21 protein-coding genes and 2 pseudogenes are annotated in these 20,147 nt (G+C 69.6%); 12 read left to right on the forward strand and 11 right to left on the reverse strand.

Annotation, left to right across the window (positions count from 1 at the left end; translation table 11 throughout):
- Positions 1 to 337: 337 nt before the first annotated feature.
- Together AB0I79_RS53230 and AB0I79_RS53235 are read left to right on the forward strand one after the other, a co-directional pair.
- On the forward strand, positions 338 to 538 hold the full coding sequence (locus AB0I79_RS53230; protein WP_357891573.1) for a hypothetical protein: 201 nt from the start codon (positions 338 to 340) through the stop codon (positions 536 to 538).
- A 455-nt stretch (positions 539 to 993) separates the two neighbouring features.
- Entirely contained in the window at positions 994 to 1,242 is a 249-nt protein-coding gene (locus tag AB0I79_RS53235) for a hypothetical protein (RefSeq protein WP_357891576.1), read from the forward strand.
- A gap of 14 nt (positions 1,243 to 1,256) precedes the next feature.
- Here the strand turns inward: AB0I79_RS53235 and AB0I79_RS53240 are convergent, their stop codons facing one another.
- Positions 1,257 to 2,024: a hypothetical protein gene (locus tag AB0I79_RS53240; RefSeq protein WP_357891580.1), complete on the reverse strand. Its 768-nt coding sequence runs from the start codon at positions 2,022 to 2,024 to the stop codon at positions 1,257 to 1,259.
- A 190-nt stretch (positions 2,025 to 2,214) separates the two neighbouring features.
- A pseudogene (locus AB0I79_RS53245) lies at positions 2,215 to 2,490 on the reverse strand (SDR family NAD(P)-dependent oxidoreductase); the annotation flags it as partial.
- A gap of 12 nt (positions 2,491 to 2,502) precedes the next feature.
- On the opposite strand from AB0I79_RS53245, the pseudogene AB0I79_RS53250 reads away from it, so the two are divergent.
- Positions 2,503 to 2,625: pseudogene (locus AB0I79_RS53250) on the forward strand (LysR family transcriptional regulator); the annotation flags it as partial.
- A 382-nt stretch (positions 2,626 to 3,007) separates the two neighbouring features.
- Positions 3,008 to 3,343 carry a hypothetical protein gene (locus tag AB0I79_RS53255; RefSeq protein WP_357891694.1) on the forward strand — a complete coding sequence of 112 codons (336 nt, stop codon included), beginning with the start codon at positions 3,008 to 3,010 and terminating at the stop codon, positions 3,341 to 3,343.
- Between the two features lie 40 nt (positions 3,344 to 3,383).
- Here the strand turns inward: AB0I79_RS53255 and AB0I79_RS53260 are convergent, their stop codons facing one another.
- Positions 3,384 to 4,292 carry a hypothetical protein gene (locus AB0I79_RS53260; RefSeq protein WP_357891583.1) on the reverse strand — a complete coding sequence of 303 codons (909 nt, stop codon included), beginning with the start codon at positions 4,290 to 4,292 and terminating at the stop codon, positions 3,384 to 3,386.
- A 242-nt stretch (positions 4,293 to 4,534) separates the two neighbouring features.
- Here AB0I79_RS53260 and AB0I79_RS53265 point away from each other — a divergent pair, with 242 nt between their 5' ends.
- On the forward strand, positions 4,535 to 5,026 hold the full coding sequence (locus tag AB0I79_RS53265; protein WP_357891586.1) for a S26 family signal peptidase: 492 nt from the start codon (positions 4,535 to 4,537) through the stop codon (positions 5,024 to 5,026).
- On the opposite strand, the gene AB0I79_RS53270 is transcribed toward AB0I79_RS53265, so the two are convergent.
- Genes AB0I79_RS53270 through AB0I79_RS53285 form a run of 4 tightly spaced genes read right to left on the reverse strand, consistent with a single transcriptional unit; the run spans position 4,927 to position 8,140 of the window.
- Positions 4,927 to 6,810, reverse strand: coding sequence for an ABC transporter ATP-binding protein (locus AB0I79_RS53270; RefSeq protein WP_357891589.1), 1,884 nt, complete (start codon positions 6,808 to 6,810; stop codon positions 4,927 to 4,929). The two genes, AB0I79_RS53265 and AB0I79_RS53270, sit on opposite strands and share 100 nt — an antisense overlap.
- A 44-nt stretch (positions 6,811 to 6,854) precedes the next feature.
- Positions 6,855 to 7,385, reverse strand: a complete 531-nt coding sequence (locus AB0I79_RS53275) for a redoxin domain-containing protein (protein WP_357891592.1) — start codon at positions 7,383 to 7,385, stop codon at positions 6,855 to 6,857.
- A gap of 10 nt (positions 7,386 to 7,395) precedes the next feature.
- Positions 7,396 to 7,947 carry a MauE/DoxX family redox-associated membrane protein gene (locus AB0I79_RS53280; protein ID WP_357891696.1) on the reverse strand — a complete coding sequence of 184 codons (552 nt, stop codon included), beginning with the start codon at positions 7,945 to 7,947 and terminating at the stop codon, positions 7,396 to 7,398.
- Between the two features lie 25 nt (positions 7,948 to 7,972).
- Positions 7,973 to 8,140 carry a hypothetical protein gene (locus AB0I79_RS53285; protein ID WP_357891595.1) on the reverse strand — a complete coding sequence of 56 codons (168 nt, stop codon included), beginning with the start codon at positions 8,138 to 8,140 and terminating at the stop codon, positions 7,973 to 7,975.
- 626 nt (positions 8,141 to 8,766) lie between these two features.
- Between AB0I79_RS53285 and AB0I79_RS53290 the strand changes: the two genes are divergently transcribed.
- From AB0I79_RS53290 to AB0I79_RS53320, 7 genes are all read left to right on the forward strand, one after another.
- Positions 8,767 to 9,366 carry a TetR/AcrR family transcriptional regulator gene (locus AB0I79_RS53290; RefSeq protein ID WP_357891598.1) on the forward strand — a complete coding sequence of 200 codons (600 nt, stop codon included), beginning with the start codon at positions 8,767 to 8,769 and terminating at the stop codon, positions 9,364 to 9,366.
- Positions 9,357 to 9,875, forward strand: coding sequence for a cupin domain-containing protein (locus AB0I79_RS53295; protein WP_357891601.1), 519 nt, complete (start codon positions 9,357 to 9,359; stop codon positions 9,873 to 9,875). The genes AB0I79_RS53290 and AB0I79_RS53295 overlap by 10 nt, the downstream gene beginning before the upstream one ends.
- Positions 9,875 to 10,336, forward strand: coding sequence for a DUF4267 domain-containing protein (locus tag AB0I79_RS53300; protein WP_357891604.1), 462 nt, complete (start codon positions 9,875 to 9,877; stop codon positions 10,334 to 10,336). The genes AB0I79_RS53295 and AB0I79_RS53300 overlap by 1 nt, the downstream gene beginning before the upstream one ends.
- A gap of 114 nt (positions 10,337 to 10,450) precedes the next feature.
- Entirely contained in the window at positions 10,451 to 11,041 is a 591-nt protein-coding gene (locus tag AB0I79_RS53305) for a TetR/AcrR family transcriptional regulator (RefSeq protein ID WP_357891607.1), read from the forward strand.
- The gene (locus AB0I79_RS53310; RefSeq protein ID WP_357891610.1) at positions 11,038 to 11,892 is read left to right on the forward strand and encodes a phytanoyl-CoA dioxygenase family protein; all 855 of its coding nucleotides are present in this window, start codon (positions 11,038 to 11,040) and stop codon (positions 11,890 to 11,892) included. Before AB0I79_RS53305 ends, AB0I79_RS53310 begins: the two co-directional genes overlap by 4 nt.
- A 237-nt stretch (positions 11,893 to 12,129) precedes the next feature.
- Positions 12,130 to 13,707 carry a CBM35 domain-containing protein gene (locus AB0I79_RS53315; protein WP_357891613.1) on the forward strand — a complete coding sequence of 526 codons (1,578 nt, stop codon included), beginning with the start codon at positions 12,130 to 12,132 and terminating at the stop codon, positions 13,705 to 13,707.
- 269 nt (positions 13,708 to 13,976) lie between these two features.
- The gene (locus tag AB0I79_RS53320; protein ID WP_357891616.1) at positions 13,977 to 14,237 is read left to right on the forward strand and encodes a hypothetical protein; all 261 of its coding nucleotides are present in this window, start codon (positions 13,977 to 13,979) and stop codon (positions 14,235 to 14,237) included.
- A gap of 249 nt (positions 14,238 to 14,486) precedes the next feature.
- On the opposite strand, the gene AB0I79_RS53325 is transcribed toward AB0I79_RS53320, so the two are convergent.
- The 4 genes from AB0I79_RS53325 to AB0I79_RS53340 form a co-directional block, all read right to left on the reverse strand.
- The gene (locus tag AB0I79_RS53325; RefSeq protein ID WP_357891618.1) at positions 14,487 to 15,368 is read right to left on the reverse strand and encodes a carbohydrate ABC transporter permease; all 882 of its coding nucleotides are present in this window, start codon (positions 15,366 to 15,368) and stop codon (positions 14,487 to 14,489) included.
- A complete protein-coding gene (locus tag AB0I79_RS53330) occupies positions 15,368 to 16,300 on the reverse strand; it encodes a sugar ABC transporter permease (RefSeq protein WP_357891621.1) in 933 nt (310 codons plus the stop codon). The genes AB0I79_RS53325 and AB0I79_RS53330 overlap by 1 nt, the downstream gene beginning before the upstream one ends.
- A gap of 80 nt (positions 16,301 to 16,380) precedes the next feature.
- Positions 16,381 to 17,742 carry an extracellular solute-binding protein gene (locus tag AB0I79_RS53335; RefSeq protein WP_357891624.1) on the reverse strand — a complete coding sequence of 454 codons (1,362 nt, stop codon included), beginning with the start codon at positions 17,740 to 17,742 and terminating at the stop codon, positions 16,381 to 16,383.
- Positions 17,743 to 17,919: 177 nt separating this feature from the next.
- On the reverse strand, positions 17,920 to 20,085 hold the full coding sequence (locus AB0I79_RS53340) for an alpha/beta hydrolase-fold protein (protein WP_357891627.1): 2,166 nt from the start codon (positions 20,083 to 20,085) through the stop codon (positions 17,920 to 17,922).
- Positions 20,086 to 20,147: the final 62 nt, after the last annotated feature.

Raw genomic sequence — 20,147 nt, forward strand, 5'->3', positions numbered from 1 at the left:
AATTCCTCCAGTTGCGGTAGACGGTGGACGGCTCCCGCATTCTGGCGCGCCCCATGTCGATCTGTCACCTCATGTCTCGGCGATCAGCGCACGCTCAAGGCCGAGACGCCACTGCGCAGGTCGCCGCCATGTCGAGCGCGCTCACCACGAACCGTCCCGGCCGTGTACCTCCTGGTGCCCCGGCATGCCCATGTCTGCTCGGCCGTGCTGTGTTCGCCCGAAATTGGATTGTTGTGCGGGTCGAAGAGCGTCATGCTCGCGTCGAGGCCTTCGACTGTGCGCAAGAGAATGGAAGACCGTGGACGGAGATCGGGTGGGGTGGGAGCTGCGCGTAGAGATGTACGCGACCGCCGAGCAGGCACGGGACATTGAGCAAAGGGTGCAACGCCTGCTGTGCCCTGATCCTGATCATCGTTCGCCATGTCCGATTCCCTGGTCCACCGGTCTTTTCGAGGCCGAAGGTGATGTTGCGGCGGATCTCGAAGAGCAGTACCTGATCGAGCGCGGTGGGAACGGCACCGCTGGCCCGTTGAGGTGACCATCTCGACGACGAACCGGGACGTGACCTGCCTCCGAGCGCGGGATCTCACCATCTTGGCGTTACGCGCCAGCCGGAGTCCGGTGGCGAAGATGGCCAGGTAGGGCGCGGCTCCCGGTTCGGCGGCGGCGATCCGGTCGTCGAGCAGGTGGCCGTCGCCGGTCGGTCATCATCGTGGCGAAGCTGCGGACCAGCGCGGCAGCCCTGGCCGCGAGCTCGCCTCACTCAGCGTGAGATCGCGCGGTGGCCGCTGGAATGCCGATCGCGTCGAGAGGCGGGATGGGAGAGCTCGTCACGCTTCGGGGGAAGAACGACCAACGCCAGGCGCTCCAGCCGGGCGGTCGCCGGGTTCGGCCCGCGCCATGGCGTGTGGCAGCCGGCGTGAACAACTTGACGGTCTGTAGCGTCATATGTGCGGTGGGATACCACCGTGGCATCTCGGAGTGGGGACGCGCATGAACGGCAGCTGGCACCAACGACAGCATCAGGATTTCCTCGACCGGTGGGAACGAGACGATCAGCTCCGGCGACGGCGCAGGCGCGATTCGAGCGCGGATCCGAGCTCCGGCGATCTCCTGTTCGTGCCGGCGCTGATCGGCGGCGGGCTGCTGGTGGCCGCGCTCCTCGGGCATCCCCCGGCGGAGGTGTGGGACTGGGTGCGCACCACGGCCGAACAACTCATCAACGCGTGGCTGAACGGGTAACCCCACGTACCTGCTCATGCTTGTGGATCTCCTCTCAAGAGAGGCAAGGAGCCCGCCGGGCCGGGCAGGTCACTTGGCCGCAGGGGTGAGCCAGTCGCTGAGCACCTTCCGGTGGTGTTGGCCGCGGGGTTGACCGCCTGTCCCGCGGCGTAGACGTCCCCGGTCTCCAGCAGGACGTAGCCCGAGATCCCCACGCCGATCGCCAGGCCGATCCAGCCGCCGATCTTCTTGCCCATGGGCACCTTCGGGGCGTGCGGGGCGTGCGGCACGTGCGGCGCGGGGCTGAACTCCGGCACCCTCGGCTGCACCCCTTCGGCCGCCATCGTGGTCTTGACGTGCTGGCCCGGATTCTTGACGCCGGCCGCGTGGGCCTTGTTCACCTCGTGCGCGAAGTTGTGCGCCGATCCCTTCGAGCCCGCGTGGCCCTGCTGGAAGCTCAGGTTGGTGGTCTCGAGCGCCTGCGCCGGGTTCTTGGCCAGCTCGTCGAAGGTGTGGTGGACCTGGATGCCTTCGAGTGAGATGCGGTGGACTGGGCCAGTTTCCCGAACCTGGTCCTGACCTTGGCGTACGTCTCCCTGGCGTAGTTGATCCCGGTGCCCTTCTTCCTGTTCGAGCCCAGGCCCTTCGCCGCCGTGCGTTCCCCGAGCTCCTTCTGGAAGGCCTCCAAGCGCGTCGAACGCGATCGCCGAGCGGTTGCGGTTGGCGTCCATCACGAGCGCGGGCCCGCTCGGCCGGCTGGAGCCGCTGGCGCTGCCGTTCCAGAGCCACAAGCTGGCGTTCACCCCGGCGCTGGTCTCCAAGCTGTACGGCGGCAGGACGACCGACGCGATGTTCGAGTCCGACGGGCGTTACCTGCACTCCGAAGGCGACGCCGGCTGGTGGGCGCCGAGCGGGCGGAGCTTCTACTCGCCGGACCCGGCCGACTCGCCCGCCCAGGAGCTCGCCCACGCCAGGCGGCACTTCTTCGGTCACGTCCAGGGGTACGCCGAAGGCGTCGGCACCAGCCGCGCGCAACTTGGCCACGGCGTCCTGTCGGCGCTGCTCGTCCCGGGCGCCGACACCGACGCTCCAGCCCAGCGCACCCAGCCCGGCAGCGATCTCATACCCGATTCCCCTGTTCGCGCCAGTGACCAGCGCGATCGTCTTCTCGCTCATGACAGCGAGCATGCCTGTGCTGGGGCCGGGCACCAACACCGTCTCGGTAGTGCAGCGATACCCCAGCGATATCGATCTGGCGTCTGCCGTCATTGGCCTGGGCTCATGGAAACACGCGAGCTGCGGTACTTTGTCGCCGTCGCCGAGGAGCTGCACTTCGGCAGGGCTGCCCAGCGCCTCAGGATAGCCCAGCCGCCCCTGTCTCGCACGATCATCCAGCTCGAACGGCGGCTCGGGATCGCGCTGCTGGAACGCAACAGCCGCAAGGTCACGCTCACCGAGGCCGGAGGCGTGCTGCTGGCCGAGGGGCGCGCGATCCTCAGCGCGGTGACCGCAGCCGAGCGGCGTACCCAACGGGCCGCGGCAGGACACCCCGGCCTCGTCCTCGCCGTCAAATCCGGCACCGCCGGCGAGCTGCTGACGAAACTGCTCGACGCCTACGCCGCGGAGCCCGGCGCAGCCACCGTCGTGCTGCTGCTCTGCGAGGCACACCAGCACCAGCAGCTGCTGCAGGACGGGCAAGCCGGCGTGGCCCTGCTCCACCTGCCCCTTCGACTCAGCGGCCGGGCTCGACACCGAACCCCTGTACACCGAGGGACAGGTCTCGGTCCTGCCGGCCGCACACCCGCTCGCCGGCCGCTCCCGGGTCCGGATGGCCGGCGTCACCACGCTGCCAGAGCTCCCGATGGCCCGCTGGCCCGGTCCCGGCGGCAGCTACCCAGAAGGGCCGGGCGCAGAGGTACGGAACCTGACACAGCTCTTCCAGCTGATCGCGCTCGGCCGTACCACTGCGGTCATTCCCGAGTCAGCCGGCGCCGACCTGCGCCGGGACCTCGCCGCCGTGCCGGTCCTGGACGCTCCGCCCGTGACAACGGTGATCGCCTGGCCGCCGCACAGCCGCCTTCGTGCGGTTGCCGACCTGATCCGCGTTGCGACATGTCTGTGAACTCGGATGTGGAGGGCGGCCACCCGACGAGCCGTCTCGATCAGTAGGCGCGCGTGCGCCCGACCCATACGTTCTGGGCCCGGAAGTAGGTGTTGCCGGTGGGCCCCGGCAACTGGTCCGCCCAGCCCGGGGAGCTGTCGTCGTCCAGGCCGGACGCGTAGGTGCCCATCTGCAGGTTGATGATGAGCCACATCGGGATGCCGGCCCAGCCCTTGCCGAGATGGTCGGCCACCCAGTTGCCGCCGAAGGAGTACTCGAGCCTGACGTCGTTGCCGTCCTTGTACATCCAGACGCGGTACTTGATGAACTTGCTCCTGGGATCGGTCTCGGCGGTGGTCTGCTCGGTCGTCCGGGTGACGTAGTTGCCGCTGTCCTCGAACTCTCTGTCGTCGCCCGTACTGGTGGCGTTCCAGGTGTTGAAGAGGTTCTGAGGGTATGCGCCGTCCTGCCCGACGTACTCGAGGATGTCGGTCTCCGGCGGCCACACGTCGACCCCGGTCAGCCAGAACGCCGGCCAGATGCCCGGGCCGGTGTCCGTCCTGAACTCGCCCTCGATGTCGTATTCGGGGAACTGATCGTTGATGACGATCTGCTGCTTGGCGTGGATGGCGCCGGAGTTCCACCACAGCGGGGCCTTCGGTGGATGGGAGCTGGTCCCGGCCGGCTGGGACAGCCGGGTCGCGGTCAGGGTGAGCACGCCTCCGGAGAGGGAGACCTGGCTGTCCAGCATCTTGGCGGCGCCGTTGTGCGTCGTGACGTCGCCGAAGGTACCGGGGTAGTTGCGGGCCCACACCTGGTCGAAGGCCGTCCAGCTGTTGAAGGACGTCTTCTCGATGATGTTCTCCCACGTCTCGGCGCCGCGCGCGGCTGCGCGGGCGGCGCGGCGGGTGGCACTGCCCGCGGACGAGGAGGCCGCCTGGGCACCGGCCGGGAGGCCCGCCAGACCCACGGAGAGACCACCGACGGCTAAGGCCGAGGTCAGGAGCCGTCGCCGGCTGATGCCTGGCTCGGAGTTGTTCTCAGAAGTCACCACAATCGGCCCCCATCAGTCAGTGATCATGGTCAAGCAGCATCAGTATGCCTGAATGATCGTCTTTTCGGGAGAGTGGCGACCGTGCGGGTGCTGGGGTCGATCACCTGCCGGATTCCTTCGTGGCCTGGCTGGATGGTGATGGCGGCTAGGGTGTGTCCGTGCGGTACATAGTGATCTTGCTGGCGGTGATCGCCGGCGTTCTCGCCATCGCCCGGCGCCGGCTGGTGATCGTCCAGGTGACCGGCCCGAGCATGCTCCCGGTGTACCGCTCCGGAGACCGGGTGCTCATCCGCCGCGTGGCCGGCTCGAAACTCCGGCGGGGTCAGGTGGTGGTCTTCCAACCGGCGCTGGGAGGCCGATGGCGCACCGGTCCGCTGTCCGCCCCGGAGGATTCGAAGTGGCTCATCAAGCGGGTGGCCGCACTGCCCGGTGATCCGGTACCGCCGGCTGTCACGCACGCGGTGAACGCCCCCGAGGGGGCGCTGGTCCCCCAGGGGCGGCTGGTCGTCATCGGCGACGGCCCGATGAGCGCGGACTCGCGGAACTGGGGTTATCTCCCGGCAGACCGGGTGCTGGGTGTGGTCGTGCGCAGGCTCTCCCCGGCCCAGCCTTCCGGGGGCGCGGCAGAGGGCTCCGGCGTGAGCTCGTAGCCGCTGGCCTGCAGGCCGAACAGCCGCGCGTACGTCCCTCCCCGCGCCATGAGCTCGCTGTGGGAACCGCGTTCGGAGATCTTGCCCTCGTCCAGCACGACGATGAGGTCCGCGTCCCGCAGGGCGCCCAGCCGGTGCGAGATCAGGACGCTGGTACGGCCCGCCCGGTGCCGGCGCAGTCCCAGGTGGACGGCGTGCTCGGCCTCCGCGTCCAGACCGGAGCTCGGCTCGTCGAGGACGAGCAGATCCCGGTGGTGGCGCATCAGGGCGCGGGCCAGCGCCAGCCGCTGCCACTGCCCGCCCGACAGTGTCACTCCCGCCTGCCGCTCGTCGCTGTCGCCGAAGAAGATCCGGCTGAGCAGCGTGTCGTAGCCCCTGGGCAGCGCGTCGAGCGTGTCGTGGATCCCGGCGCGCCGGGCGGCGGCCCGGATGGACACCGGGTCGGCGCCCGCGGCCAGGTCACCCAGCATGATGTTCTCGGAGGCGGTGAGGTCGTACGACATGTAGTCCTGGAACACCACGCCGAGCCGTGCGCGCAGGTCGTCCGGGTGCACCTCACGCAGGTCCACGCCGTCCCAGTGGATGGAGCCGCGGACCGGGTCGTACAGCCGGCACAGCAGTTTGACCAGGGTGCTCTTGCCCGCACCGTTCAGGCCGACCAGAGCGACGGCGTGGCCGTGCGGGATGAAGAGGTTCACGCCGCGCAGCACCCAGGGGTGCTCGTCGTCGTAGCGGAACCACACGTCACGCAGCTCGATGCCCTCCCGCAGCGGCGGCAGCGCGGTGGGCTCCGCGGCCACCGGGAGACCGGGCTCGGCCTTGACGACGCCGATGTAGTGCCCGAACATCAGCAGGGCGTTGTGCGCGCCAGCCCACTGGCTGACGATGGAGGTCAGGGCCGTCTGCACCCCGGCGACGGCGGCGACGAACACGGAGACGTCCCCCACGCTCAGCCCTCCCGCCGCGGCTGCCAGCACGGCCCAGAGCAGGCCGCCGGCCGCGACGGCGGCACCCAGCACGGACAGCAGCCCCTGGCTGCGCAGCGTCCGCCGGTCCAGATCCCGCTCGGCCTCGTTGACGGTCCGGAGTTCCGTGAGCATGCGGGTGCGCAGGAAGTCGCCCAGCCCGAACAGCCGCACCTCCTTGGCCGCGTCGGGGCTGGTGAGAAGGGCGCCGTAGAAGAGCTGGCGGCGCGTGTTGGAGCTGATGCCCCACATCGTGCGGGCCCTGCGGCGGCTCAGCGCGAGCTGTACCCGGGCCGACGGCAGCGCGGCGGCGATGACGATGGCCACCATGACCGGGCTGAGCACGGTCAGCGTGACGATGAACCCGAGCAGCGTCAGGATGCCCTGGCAGATCGCCAGGGACGAGCCGACGATCTGCTGCGGAGCGTTCTGGCCGGCCTCGTGGGCCAGCCGCAGTTCGTCGTGGAAGGAGGGGTTCTCGAAGCGGCTGAGCCCGGGATCGGCGTTGACGGCCCGGAACAGCCGGTCGTAGACCAGCCTCTGCAGCCCTCGATGCAGCTGTCCCTGGAGGTACTCGGAGACATGCGGCAGGGCGACCAGGGCCAGGCCCGCCACTCCGAGGGCGGCCGCGATGGGAAGGAGGCCGCCCTGGCCCTCACCACTCGCCAGCGTGTCGAGAACCAGTTTGGTCAGCCATGCGGTCGCCACCGGGGCCGCCCCCATGAGCAGCACCGTCGCCAGCGAACCCAGCACGGCGGCCGGCTGCGCCCGCCAGGCCAGCTCGGCCGCCACCCATCCGCGGCGAGACAGGGGGCCCACGCCGGAGTCCCTCCCCGCAGGGCCTCCGGGACCCTCGGGGTTCTTCACGTGAGCGCCACCAGCGGCAGCTCATCCGGGGTGAGCGCCGCGGCGGTGATCACCGCCCGGCCGTCGACGAGATAGAAGGCCGGGAAGAACGACACCTGGAACGCCTTGCCCAGCGGTCCGTCCGGCGGCTCGGCGACCACGGTCGCCACCGGGGTCAGGGCGGCGGCGAACGCGCCGGCGTCCGCCTGATCGTCCACCACCACCGCAAGCGCGCGCCCGGGCCCCAGCGACCGCGCCCGGGTGGTGAACTCGGGCAAGCGCTCGTGACAGGCGGCGCAGGTGGTGGAGAACATCCCCACCAGGGTTGGCCCGGTGAAGAAGTCCCGCGACACCGTCGTGCCATCGGACGCGGCGGAGGTGAACTGGGGCAGCGGGGTGCCGGGTGTCACGAGGGGCGGTCTCGTCGGCCGGTCGGCGGCGAGCTGGGCCGAATGCTCGCGGAGGCGGCGGATGACCGCCAGAGTCAGCAGCAGGTTCCCGGCGCACAGGGCCCCGACGAGGACTACGGCGACAACGAGGTACGACATCGGAATCCCTTCACAGGCCGGCACGCCGGGAGGCCGGCGGCGGCCCGGCGAACAGGTCGGCCAGATCGTCGAAGAGGACGATGGCCACAACGAGCACACCGGCGCAGGCCAGCGCGATGGCGACGCCGGCGGGGTGGGCCTCACCCGGTGCGGTGAGCAGCTGGGCCGTACCGCCCGCCGCCGTTACGGTGAGCAGGACGGCGTTGCGGACCAGGTGCCTGCCGCTCGACGGGGTCGCCGTGGCGCCGAAGCAGCGGCAGGGCGTCCGGGCGCCGGAGCGTACGGCCCGCGCGATTCCCGCGCAGAACGCCAGCAGCACGGCGCCGGCCAGCATGAAACCGGCCGGTGCCGTCCGCTGGACCGCCAGCAGCACGATGATGGATGCCTCGGAGAGGACCACCGCGGCGCTCAAGAGGGTCGCCCCGCCCGCCGGAAGCGCCACCATGTCGAGCACGGAGGCGCGGAAGGCGCGGAAGGCGTCCCTGCCGCGTACCTTGCCGAGCACTGCCACCAGGAAGACGGCAGCCAGCGCGCATCGGCAGGCCCACGCCACGTACTGCATGACGATCACTCGGCCGGGATCTCGGTCAGCGCCAGGGGGTGCAGGCCGTGTAACCGGCGGCGATGCAGCACGTCCTGCGCACGACGTAGCCGACGAACTTCGTCTCGTCCCAGCAGGTGTCAGCGGATGCGGAGGTCGTGGGCAGCAGCTTGTCGAGCAGCCGGTCACCCAGCTTGCCAAGAGCACGGATCATGAAATCTCCTCTGTCGAGCCCTGTAGGGTCACTGACACCGAACGGTCATCGAGCACTGAGCACCTGGTCCGTTCGGCATCGTTGCGCCGCCGGAGTCGGTGATCATTACTTGTCGGCGCCTGCAACCTACGTCGGACCAAGATCAGAAATTAATGATGTAAGTCATCATGTGACGTAACTTTATTTTGATGACTTGTGCCGTTGACAAGGTTCGTTACGTCATGTAGTGGCGCAAGTCAGCATGTGGGGCTCGCCTATCCGATGCGGATGGTGACCTGCAGTTACGGGCAGGGGTGCCAGCCTTGAACGCCACCGTCCGAGTGGTCACTGAAACAATCCGAGCAGTCGCTCGAATCCAAGCCCTGGGTTCGGTCGATCCATGGGCCTACAGGTCAAGGCGCGGCGCCTGAGTGTGCGAGCCCCCACAGCGGCCAGGGCAAGGAGTCCGGCGAAGCTCTGGAGATCCTCGGCGTCCCGATCACGCCACCGCCACCCGGGCTGCGCGACCGCCACCCAGCCACCCCCGCCACCAGGCCAACCCCTAATTTCGAGACCTGAGTTGCGTAATTGGCTCGCAGACGGTAGCTTCTATTTCGCTACTTGAGTTTCGAAATGGGGGGTTCCTGATGGTGCCTCGCGGACGGCCGCGTGACACGCAGGTGGACGAGCGGGTGCTGCGGATCGCCGCTGCCCTGATCTTCGAGCGCGGCTACGCCGCTCTGTCCATCGATGAGGTGGCCGAGCAGGCAGGCGTGGCCAAGACCACGCTGTACCGCCGCTGGCCGACCAAGGATCACCTGGCCGTCGCGGTGGTGGCGCGACTGCAGGCCGACGACGAGATCACCGACACCGGCGACATCCGGGCCGACCTCGTCAACTACCTGGAGAAGATCGCCGCCGGGCTCAACCGCATGCGCACGGCGGGCGGCCGTACGGGCCCATCGGCAGGAGTGGCCGGCGAACTCGTGGCGGCCGCGGCCAGGCACGAGGACATCGGCCGGCTGACCCGCGAGCAATACGCCGCGCGCAACGCGCTCGCGCTCGCGCTGATCGAACGGGCGCGCGTGCGCGGCGAACTGCGTGCGGACCTGGACGCCGAGGCGCTGTTCGACCAGCTCGCCGGAGCCCTCTACTACCGAGTGATGATCACGGGCGCGCCGGTCGACCGCGCCTACGCGGAGCGGCTGGTGTCGTCCGCGCTCGAAGGGAGCCTGACATGTCCATGATCGTAGAGACGGCTGTCGTCCGCGAGACCGACGCCGAGACGATCGTCTCGCCCACCGCCACGGGGCGGCTGCTGCTCGACTCCAGCCACACCAGCGGCGCGCTGAGCACCATCAGGATGACACTCGCCGCCGGTGCGGACGGCGCCGTGCCCCACCACCACGCCACCTCGACCGAGCTGTTCTACGTCTTGGAGGGCAAGGCCCGCGTCCTGTCGGGCCAGGAGATCGTGACGCTCGCGGCGGGCGACGTGGCAGCCGTGCCCCCGCTGACGCCCCACGCCTTCGCCGCCGCCCCCGGCCACACCGCCGACCTTCTCATCGTCGTGGCCCCCGGCATCCAGCGGTTCGAGTACTTCCGCCTCCTCGACCGCCTGCGCAGAGGCGAGGCCACGCTGGAGGAACTGCTGGCCTCCCAGGACCTGTACGACAACCACTTCCTCGACAGCCCCGCCTGGACGCGCGACCGCCAGGCGACCGCATCCCCGATCCACGTTGAAGGAGATCATTGATGTCCGCAAAACTGCCGTCCCGCACCACGATCGGCACCGCTCTCGCGGTCGTCGGCGCCGTCTTCATCGGCTACATCGGGATGAGTTACCTGCTGGCTCCCCAGTCCATGGCGCCCAGCTTCGGCCTGCCGAGCTGGCCCCGTGGCGAGGGCGCGGGATTCCTCGCCGTCAAGGGGATCCGGGACGTGGTATCCGGCCTGGTCATCCTCGCGATCCTCGTCATCGGGAACCGCCGCGTCCTCGGGTGGGTCATGCTCGCCATGGCACTCACCCCGTTCGGCGACATGATCATCGTGCTGCAGTCCGGCGGAGCGCCCGCGACCGCCTTCGGCGTGCACGGCGCCACCGCAGCCGCGGTCATCCTCGCCGGCAGCCTCCTGCTCAGCGGTTCCCGACCCCAGCCCGCCACGCCTCTGGCAGCCCCGCAGGTTCCCCGCGGGGGGCTCAGCCGCTCGGCTTGATCTTGGCGGGATCCGCGAAGGGCGACCTCCTCAGGCAAGCACCGGTGATCGACAGCGCACCAGCCGTCCTTCATTGTTGAGTTGAACTCAACTAATATGGACGGGGTGGAGCCCTTGTCCGAACGTGCCGCCACCACCCGGAGCCGCATCCTCCAGGCCGCCGCCGACGAACTCGTCGAGACCGGCGACATCGAGGTCGCGGCCGTCGCCCGCCGCGCCGGGCTCAGCGTCGGCCTGCCGTACCGCTACTTCGGCACCCGCAGCGGCCTCATGAGCGCCCTGATCGCCGACTTCTACGACCGGCTCGTCACCGAGACCGTGCTCGGCCACTTCTCCGGCCGCACCTGGCTCGAACGCTGGCGGGCCCAGCTCACCCGGTGGGTCGACTGGGTGTACGACGAGCCGCTGGCCCCCGTCGTGCTCGGGCGCATGGTCGGGGACGCCCGGGTCGCCGCCATGGAGGCCGACTGCGCCCGGCGGGTCATCGCCCTCGGCGCGAAACACGTCGCCGCCGGGCAGGCCGAGGGCGCCGTCACCCCGGGGCGGGACCCGGAGCTCATGTCGGCGGCCGTCGTCGGCGGCATGCGATCGATCCTGGCCGTCGTGCTCGATCAGGAGCCCCGTCCGGAGCGGGCCGCCGTGCTGGAGGAGATCTGGCAGTTCAGCACCGCCGCCCTCGGCGCCGAACCCACGAGCGCGCCATGACCGGCGACGAACGCGCCTCGGCCGCCACGAGCGGTGGCGGGCGGGCCGAGAGAGTCACGAGCGGTGGCGGGCGGGCCGAGAGAGTCACGAGCGGTGGCAGCCAGTCCGAGAGCGCCACGAGCGGTGGCGGGCGGGCCGGGGGCGTCTTGTCCGCGCTGCATCGGGACGGTTACCTCGTCCTGCGCGACCTGCTCGATCCGGGCGACTGCCGCCGGATCCGCGCCGAGCTCACGCCGCTGCTCGGGCCCGCGGGACGCGACCCGTTCCGGTCGCGTCACCTCCGCCGCGTGTACGGCGTGCTCCACAACACCCGGGCCGCGGACCCGCTCATCGACCACCCGCGCGTGCTCGCCCTCCTCGACCGGCTCCTGCTGCCCAACTACCTGCTGTCCCAGCTGGAGGTCGTCGAGGTGGGCCCTGGCGCGCCCGCCCGCCCGCCGGGCTACGACGACGAGCCGTACCCGCTGCCGCGCCCGCGTCCCGCCCTGTCCGTCGCCGCCCTCTGGGCCCTCGACGCCGGCACCGCCCTCACCGTGTGGCCGGGCAGCCATCGCTGGCCCGCCGGCGATCCCACCGGACCGGGCGTCCCCCTGACTCCCCCGCCGGGCTCCTGCACCATCCTCCTCGGCACCCTCTGGCACGCCCGCCCCCCACAACCGGCGACGGCCCTCACCGTCACCGCGCACTACTGCGAGCCGTGGCTGCGCACCCGGGAGGCGTTCGCCCTCTCCCCCGGCAGGCATGTGGCGCGGCAGCTCAGCAGCCGGGCCCGCCGCATGCTCGGCTACAGCATCCATCCACCCGACCTGGGCCTGGTGGACGGCGTGCACCCGTACCGCCTCTTCACGTGACCCACCGGCTCCGGTGAAAGTTTCATCGCGGCGGCCGTGCCCGGCGCGGGCGTCGGCGGCTCCGTCGTCACGCGCGCCGAACTGCGCGAATCCCCCATGCGCGGCTGGCGCCCGCATGCCGTTCGCGGCGACCAGCCGGCCGTTTGCAGCCAGGTCGGCAGTCGCCGCTTCCCGTGCCCGGCCGCGCTGTGCTTGACTCGGCGCCGTCCCGGAAAGCGCTTACCGAGGAGATGGGCGATGCGCCTCAGAGCTGTCCTCGCGTGTGCCGGCCTGGTGGCCGGCTCCTACGCCGCGTTGTCACCCTCGCCCGCGTACGCGGCGCCGGCCCGCTACGAGGCCGAGGTGTCACCGGCGGTCTGCACCGGCGTCATCGAGTCCAACTGGGCCGACTACTCCGGCGCCGGCTTCTGCAACGCCGACAACGCCGCCGGTGCCCACGCCCAGTTCACCGTGAACGCCAGCGCCGCCGGCACCGCCACCCTCGGGATCCGCTTCGCCAACGGAACGACCACGTCGCGCCCCGCCGGCCTGATCGTCAACGGCTCCACCGTCCAGACCCTGTCCTTCGAAGGCACCGGCGCCTGGTCCACCTGGGTCACCAAGACCGCGACCGTCCAGCTGAACGCCGGCTCCAACACCATCAGGCTCAACCCGACCGGCTCCGCCGGCCTGCCCAACGTCGACCACCTCGACGTCGAGGCCGGCGGCCAGCAGCCGGAGACCGCGCTCCACGTGGCGACGGACGGCGACGACGCCAACCCCGGCACCCTGGCCGCCCCGCTCCGGACCATCCAGCGCGCCGTGGACCTGGCGCAGCCCGGTTACACGATCTTCATCCGCGGCGGGACGTACGCGCCGAGCACGAACATCCAGCTCGTCAAGAACGGCACGGCCGCCCAGCCGATCACGATGACCGCGTACAACAGGGAACGGGTGATCATCGACGGCGAGAACATGCCGTACACGCCGGGCGCGGTCGGCTCCAGCATCCCGCGCGCCGAGCGTGGCGCCGTGCACATCGAGGGCGACCACTGGCGGCTGATCGGGCTGGAGATCGTCCACGGCCCGTACGGGATCTTCGGTCTCGACACCAACGGCAACGTCTTCGACCGCCTGGTCACCAGGGACAACTACGAGTCCGGGCTGCACCTGCAGGGCGCGTCCAGCGACAACCAGATCATCAACCTGGACAGCTACGGCAACCGCGACCCGCGCAAGAACGGCGAGAGCGCCGACGGCGTCGCGATCAAGGAGGGTTCCGGCGGCGGCAACGTGATCCGCGGCGCCCGGCTCTGGAACAACTCCGACGACGGCCTGGACTTCTGGATGTTCCTCAGCATGGTCACCGTGGAGTCGTCCGTGGCTTGGGGGAACGGCTTCAACCGGTGGAACCTGCCCGACTACACCGGCGACGGCAACGGCTTCAAGCTCGGCGGCGGCGACCCGGACCCGGCGGTCGGCCACGTCGTCCGCAACTCCATCGCCTACGACAACGCGGTGGACGGCTTCACCGACAACGGCAACCCGGGCCGCCTGGTGACCGACCGCAGCACAGCCTGGCGCAACGGCGGCACCGGCTTCGACTACGCCGACTCCGTGTCGGTCCTCACCAAGAACCTGTCGGTGGCGAACCAGACCCAGGCCGCGCTCGGCTCGTCGTCCAGCTCGGGCAACTCCTGGAACCTCGGCGGCACCTGGACGTTCACCAGCACCGATCCGGGCACGATCACCGGCCCGCGCACCGCCGACGGCTCGATCCCGTCCTCCACCTTCCTGCGACCCGGCAACGGCGCCGACATCGGCGCCCGCTTCTGAGCCCCGCTCCTCAACCTCCGCTTCTGAGCGCGCTCGGGGCTCCTGGCGCAGCGATCCGGGCGCGCGCCCGCACATGCGAGGGCCCCGCTCCCCCGAGGGGAGCAGGGCGCCGAGCGGGTGTCCCGGACGGCGGGGACCCCTCCCCGCGTCCTGCTCGTATCGTGACGATCAACGCCACGGCTGCGGAGGGGCTGCATGAACGGGCAGGACGACTACATCAAGCTCTAGAAGCGGTTACTCGACTTCCGGGACGGTTGCGCAGGCTCGCCGTGACCGCGATCAACCAGGCCGGCGAGACGCACGGCCCCGACGACCCCCTCGTGACCCGGCTGCGGACGGTCCGGTCCCAGGCCGTGGCGATGGCCGGCAAGCCGAACGAGCGGAAGCCGGCCCGGGTCAAGGAGAACACGGCGAGGTTGCGCGCGGACCCCGGCTCCGCCCGCCGGTGGGTGGACGCCATGGACGACCTCGCCCAGCTCCGACAACCGCATCCTGCCCTTCCCGGCCCACTGGGACCTGATCCGGCGTGACCTGCCGGTGAACCCGTGTGCGGCGGGCGGCCGCTACGTCGTCGTCCTGGGGGCGCGGTGACGTGGGCGTGTCGGCACGCGGGGACTCCTCGGCCGTCCACAACGAACAACGTTGTTCCGCCCGGACGCGGGGGCTTGTCGCAGCAGCGGCTCCAGGCGGCGCGCGGCGAGCCGGTCGGACGCACCAAGCGCGCACCGAGCACTCACCGAAACGCGCCGAGCACGCGCCGAGCACGCGCCGAGCACGGCCTATCTCAGGCCGCCGACCGACAGCCCTCCGCGCCAGTGCCGCTGAAGCGTGAAGAAGGCGATGACGAGGGGGACGACGGATACGAGCGCGCCCATGATGATGAGGCTCCAGAGGGAGGTGCTGCCCGCGTTGTTCGCCGAGGCGATCCCCTGCCAGAGGCCGAGCCCTACGGTGACGGGGAAGAGGCGGTTGTCGGAGAGCATGGCGAGGGGCAGGAAGTAGTTGTTCCAGGACGCCACGGCCGACAGGAGCAGCACGGTGACCACCGCGGGCCGCATCAGGGGGAAGGCGACCTGGAGGAACGTTCGTATCTCACCGGCGCCGTCGGCCCGCGCCGCGTCCAGGATCTCGTCGGGAACGGCGTCGCGCGCATAGACGTGCATCAGGTAGACGCCGAACGGGTTGAGCAGTGACGGGAGGATCACCGCCCAGATCGTGTTGGTCAGCCCGAACTCGGAGAACATCATGAAGGTGGGGATCACCAGGGCCGTCGCCGGCACCATCAACGCGCCGAGCACCAGCGAGAAGCTGAAGCGCCTGGCGGCGAACCGGTACTTGGCGAACCCGTAACCGGCCATGACGGCCAGGACCGTGGCGCCGACGCCGCCCGCGAGGGCGTACAGCGTGGAGTTGAGGATCCACCTGCCGTAGATGCCGTTGTCGTAGGTGAACAGTTGCCGGAGGTTGCCGAGGTAGTCGATCCGGTCGGCGAACCACAGGGTGTTGCCGCCGCCGAACAGGCCGGGGGCGTCCTTGGAGCTGTTGACGATGACCCACCAGAACGGCACGAGGAAGTACACGACCAGGAAGCCGAGGAGCACCTGGAGGGGGAGGTGGCGTTGCGGCCGGTGGCGGGCGCCGGCGCGGGAACGGTCACTCATCACAGGAAGCTCCTCCGCTTGCGGGTGAAGAACAGGAAGGCGTAGACGCCGACGAAGACGATCCCGCCGAGTGCGAAGGAGATCGCCGATCCGTAGTTGAAGTTCGCGAGCGCGAACGCCTGCTGGTACGCGTACATGTTGGGGGTGAAGTCCGGGCCGATCGTGCCGGCCGCGAGGGATCGGAGAATTTGCGGTTCGTTGAAGAACTGCAGGGTGCCGATGAGCGAGAAGACCAGGATCAGGACCAGTGCGGGGGCGATCAGCGGGATTTTGATGCGGAGCGCGATCTGCCATTTGCCGGCACCGTCCATGCGGGCGGCCTCGTAGAGTGCCGGGTCGATTCCCTGGAGCGCCGCGTACAGGATGATCATGTAATAGCCGGCCCACTGCCAGGTGACGACGTTGACCAGGCCGGCGAAGATCAGGTTGCTGCTGAGGAAGTCGGGCGGGGCGGCGCCGAACAGACCGAAAAGGTCGGCGAGCGGCCCGAAGCTCTTGCTGTACAGAAATCCCCACATGACGGCTCCGATGACCGTGGGGATCGCGTAGGGCAGGAAGATCATGAGGCGGGAGAAGCGGGTGAACAGCGAGGTCACGGCGTCCAGGATCAGGGCCATCGCGAGCGCGATGATGATCTGCAGCGGGATGGAGACCAGCGAGAAGCGGATGACGAACCAGGACCCGGAAAGGAAACTCGGGTCGGTGAACGCCTTCACGTAGTTGTCGAGGAAGACGAAACTGGTGCCGCCGATCAGCCTTTTCTGGAAAAGGCTGAGGTACAGCGCGTAAGCGAGCGGCGCGATGAGCAACGCCAGGAAGACGATCCCGAATGGCCCGACGAAGAGCCACCCCATCACGTGCTCACGAAGGCGCACCTTGCCGCGAAATGCGCGCGTCCTGTCCTGGGTGTCCGGCGCACTTTTCTCGATCATGAGGGTCAATCTGGACTCCGGGAGGTCGAAGCTGGGGATCGCGGGCGGGCCGGCCGGTGGAGGACGGCCCGCCCCGCACGTCACTGAACGGTGAAGCCTTGCTCTTTGGCGTATTTCGCCACGTCCTCCTGCAGCCGGTCGGCGGCCTGCGCACCGGTGACGGAGCCTTCGATGAGCGCGCTGACCTGCTTGGTCATGGCGTCGAAGTAGTACTGGCCAAACGGGCTGTAGGTCATGCCCTGGTAGGCGTTGGCGGCGGGGACGTAGACCTCCTTGTTGGCCTGCTGGCCGCCGAAGAAGGCGACCTTCAGGTTCACGAACTCGGGGTCGTTGAGCGCCTTGAGGTTCAGCGGGAAGATGATCTGGTTGGTCCAGCCGTGGGTGAGCGACTCCTTGTCGGCGTAGAGGCCGTAGGCCACCTTGGCTGCGAGCTCGGGGTTCTTGGCCTGGCTCGTCACCGAGAAGGCCGACCCGCCCCAGTTCACCTGCACCGGGTTGGCCGCGTCCCACTGCGGGAGCGGCGCCACCGCGAACTTGCCGGTGTCCTCGCCCTTGCCGACGCCGGCGCCGGTGAGGTAGCCGGGAGCCCAGGCCGCCGAGATGTACGTCGCGTACTTGCCGTTGATCACTCCGGAGATGTACTCCGGGGTGAACTGGTCCTGCGTCCCGACCAGCCCCTCGCGTGCGAGGCGCCCCCAGTAGTCGAGCACGTCCTTGGAGGCCTGGTCGTTCAGCTTGACGCCGATAGAACTCTGCTGCGCCGGGTCATAGGTGAACGGGGCCGCGCCCTTCTGGATCTGCAACGCCATCGTGAGGGCCGAGACGTTGGCGGCGAAGTCGCCGAACGCCGGGCCGCCCGCCTCCTTCATCTTCCGGGCCGCCTGCTCGTATTCGGCCCACGTCTTCGGCGGTGTGATGTCGTACTTCTCGAAGATGTCCTTGCGGTAGATCATCGCCATCGGGCCGCCGTCGACCGGCACGCCGTAGACCGCGTCACCGATCGAGACGTCCTTCCACGCGCCCTGGCTGTAGTCGGCCTTGACGGCGTCGAAGCCGTACTTCTTGATGTCGACGAGCGCGTTCTGGATCTGGAAGGTGGGGATGCGGTCCATCTCGATCATGATCACGTCGGGCGCGCCGGTGCCTGCCGAGATGGCCGTCTGGAACTTGTCGTACTCGTCGCTGCCCTGGCCGACGTTGGTCCAGCAGACCTGCGCCTCGCCGTTCTGCTTGTTGAAGTTGTCGACGACGAGCTGCATGTTGGGGTACCAGCCCCACATCGTCACGACCGGCAGGTTCTTCTTGGGGATCGTGTTCGTGCAGTTGCTCGCGCCGCTGCCGCTCGCGGTGTTCGCAGCCCCTCCCCCGCCGGAGGAGCAGGCCGCGAGCGAGACCGCGGCGGCGAGCATGGCCGCCGCGGCGGAGAGCCGTTTCTTGTTCATTGGCATATTTCCCTTGGGATCGCGGCGCACGGAGGTTCGTGCGCCGCCGTTGAGATCGAGCGTCCGGCCGGAACGGGGCACGGGTGACGCGACCCGCGCCCCGTTCTTCGTGCCGATCCTCATGTGAGCGCTAACACGGGCCGCGTCCGGCGGCGAAGGCCGGGCGCGCAGGCCCGCCTAGCGCTTGAACAGGCGCGGCGCCAGGTCGATGAGGTTCTTCTGCCACACGTCCCAGCCGTGCGGCCCGGGGGTGACCCCGTCGAACTCGTAGCGGATACCGAGGTTGTTCAAGGTGGTCAGGGACGTCATGAAGGACGGGTAGACGAAGTCCGTCTGGTCGCCGACGTACAGGCGCAGCAGCTTGGTGCCGCTGTTGATCGCCTCCGCGTCGACGCCGGCTCCGCTGCCGAACCCCGCCGAGAACGCCGCGACGTAGGCGAACCGCCCCGGGAAGGCCTTGAGCACGCCGAACGTCTGCCCGCCTCCCATCGACAGGCCGGCGAGGGCCTGCTGCGAGGGGTCGTCGGAGACGTTGTAGCGGGCGCGGGCCGCCGGGACGAGGTTCTCCAGCAGTTCCTTGTTGAAGTCGGGCACGTTGCCGTTGCCCATCACGACGACCATCGGCACCAGGTTCCCGTCGAGGAAGTGGTGGTCGAGGATCTGTTTGGCGCGTCCCATCTCGACCCAGTCCGTGTAGCTCTGGCCGCCACCGTGCTGGAGGTAGAAGACGGGGTACGGCTGCGCGCGGTCCGGGTCGTATCCCGGCGGGGTCCAGACCAGCGCGGTCCGGTCCTGGTTCGCGACGCCGCTCCGGTACGTCATGCTCTCGACCTGGCCGCCCTGACCGGCGGGGACGTCCGTGAGCAGGCGGGCCTTGTCCCCGTTGACGAGGAAGGTGCTCCACGTCGGTTCGGTGGTCACCTTCGTCGGGTTCGACACGTCCTTGACCGAGACGCCGTCCACCATCAGGCGGTAGTAGTAGAACCACGGGTCGAGCGGGCCCACGGTCGCCCGCCACCGGTCACCCTCACGCGACAGCGGGATGCGCAGCCAGCTGCCGTTGGGAGCCCAGTTCGCCCACACCTTGACGCGCTGGGCGTCCGTGAACGCGGCCGTGGTCTCGAAGGTGACGAAGCCGTCCTCGGTCACGAACGGTGTCGGCGTGGTGCCGGGCGCCGGCGGGGCGAACTCGCCCTTCAGCCTCCCGTGACCGGCGCTCGGACCGTGGTCCTGCACCCTGCGGAACAGCCGCGGCACGAAGTCGATCAGGTTCTCCTGCCAGGCGTTCCAGTTCGCTCCGGCGTCGGGGTTGACCCCGTCGAACTCGTACCTGATCCGGGCGCGGTCCAGCGCCTTCGTCAGGCGGTTGGCGGCGTTGTACGCGGGGTCCGTCACGTTCCCCGTGTACAGGCGCAGCAGCTTGACGTGGCGGTTGATCGCGTTCGCGTCCGCCCGGCCGGCGCCGTCCGTCAGGAGACCGGAGAACGAGCCGGCGTAGGCGTACTGGCCTTGCCGGTTCAGTACGGCACGCAGCGCCCGCGTCCCGCCCTCGGCCACACCGGCGATGGCCTGGTGCGCAGGGTCGCGATGGACGCGGTAACGGCCGGCGACCGCCTTGCGGAGATCCGCCGAAGCGTCACCGTCGCTGATCACGACCACCATCGGCTCCATGGCCCGCCGGATCGACAGGTTGTCCAGGATCTGCTTGGCCCGGCCGAGGTCGAGCCAGTCGGTGGCGCTCCCGCCGTCGCCGGGCTGCAGGTACAGCACCGGGTAGGCCTGGGGGCCCTTGGCCGCGTATCCCGGTGGTGTCCACACCTGAGCCGAGCGCTCCTGGTGCTCGGTCCGGTAGGTCAGGGTCTCGACCTTGCCGCCCTGCCCCTGGGGCGCGTCCACCAGCAGGCGCGCCGCGTCGCCCGGCACGAAGAAGGTGCTCCAGAGCGGCTTGGACGCCACGCCGGTGTTGTTCGTCGGATCCTTCAGACCCTTGGTGTCATCGCCGGTGACCTGGTAGGAGTACAGCCCCGGCCTGAGCGGGCCGAGGACTCCTGACCAGACCTCGCCCCGGCGGGTCAGGCCGAACTCCGCCCAGGTGAAGGAGGGGCCGAAGTTCCCCTCGATGACGACCTGCGACACCGGGCCCACACCGGCCTCGACGGCGGCCGCCGGAATGCTGAAGGACGCGTAGCCGTCCTCGGACACGTTCAGCCACGGCGTGTCCGCCGCCGCCGGCCGCGGCGCGAGCAGCAGGGCCGCGATCGCCATCACCCCGGCGGTGATCGCCGCTGCGAACCGGCGCCCGCCGTGGCGTTGTGACCTGCCGTGATAAAGTAAAAAAGGCATGCGAAAACTCCCTTGATGGCCGACCACGGTTGATGCCCGACTGGTCGGCCTGATTCATGCGG

It is taken from the genome of Nonomuraea sp. NPDC050202 (assembly GCF_040656115.1).
Classification (GTDB): Bacteria; Actinomycetota; Actinomycetes; order Streptosporangiales; family Streptosporangiaceae; genus Nonomuraea.

What these genes read in the sequence shown, in the direction of transcription:
- AB0I79_RS53325 (WP_357891618.1), bottom strand. Translation starts at nt 15,368, where the DNA reads ATGAGTGACCGTTCCCGCGCCGGCGCCCGCCACCGGCCGCAACGCCAC.
- AB0I79_RS53310 (WP_357891610.1), top strand. Translation starts at nt 11,038, where the DNA reads ATGACCGGCGACGAACGCGCCTCGGCCGCCACGAGCGGTGGCGGGCGG.
- AB0I79_RS53235 (WP_357891576.1), top strand. Translation starts at nt 994, where the DNA reads ATGAACGGCAGCTGGCACCAACGACAGCATCAGGATTTCCTCGACCGG.
- AB0I79_RS53300 (WP_357891604.1), top strand. Translation starts at nt 9,875, where the DNA reads ATGTCCGCAAAACTGCCGTCCCGCACCACGATCGGCACCGCTCTCGCG.
- AB0I79_RS53290 (WP_357891598.1), top strand. Translation starts at nt 8,767, where the DNA reads ATGGTGCCTCGCGGACGGCCGCGTGACACGCAGGTGGACGAGCGGGTG.
- AB0I79_RS53335 (WP_357891624.1), bottom strand. Translation starts at nt 17,742, where the DNA reads ATGAACAAGAAACGGCTCTCCGCCGCGGCGGCCATGCTCGCCGCCGCG.
- AB0I79_RS53315 (WP_357891613.1), top strand. Translation starts at nt 12,130, where the DNA reads ATGCGCCTCAGAGCTGTCCTCGCGTGTGCCGGCCTGGTGGCCGGCTCC.
- AB0I79_RS53230 (WP_357891573.1), top strand. Translation starts at nt 338, where the DNA reads ATGTACGCGACCGCCGAGCAGGCACGGGACATTGAGCAAAGGGTGCAA.
- AB0I79_RS53285 (WP_357891595.1), bottom strand. Translation starts at nt 8,140, where the DNA reads ATGATCCGTGCTCTTGGCAAGCTGGGTGACCGGCTGCTCGACAAGCTG.
- AB0I79_RS53330 (WP_357891621.1), bottom strand. Translation starts at nt 16,300, where the DNA reads ATGATCGAGAAAAGTGCGCCGGACACCCAGGACAGGACGCGCGCATTT.
- AB0I79_RS53280 (WP_357891696.1), bottom strand. Translation starts at nt 7,947, where the DNA reads ATGCAGTACGTGGCGTGGGCCTGCCGATGCGCGCTGGCTGCCGTCTTC.
- AB0I79_RS53340 (WP_357891627.1), bottom strand. Translation starts at nt 20,085, where the DNA reads ATGCCTTTTTTACTTTATCACGGCAGGTCACAACGCCACGGCGGGCGC.
- AB0I79_RS53295 (WP_357891601.1), top strand. Translation starts at nt 9,357, where the DNA reads ATGTCCATGATCGTAGAGACGGCTGTCGTCCGCGAGACCGACGCCGAG.
- AB0I79_RS53275 (WP_357891592.1), bottom strand. Translation starts at nt 7,385, where the DNA reads ATGTCGTACCTCGTTGTCGCCGTAGTCCTCGTCGGGGCCCTGTGCGCC.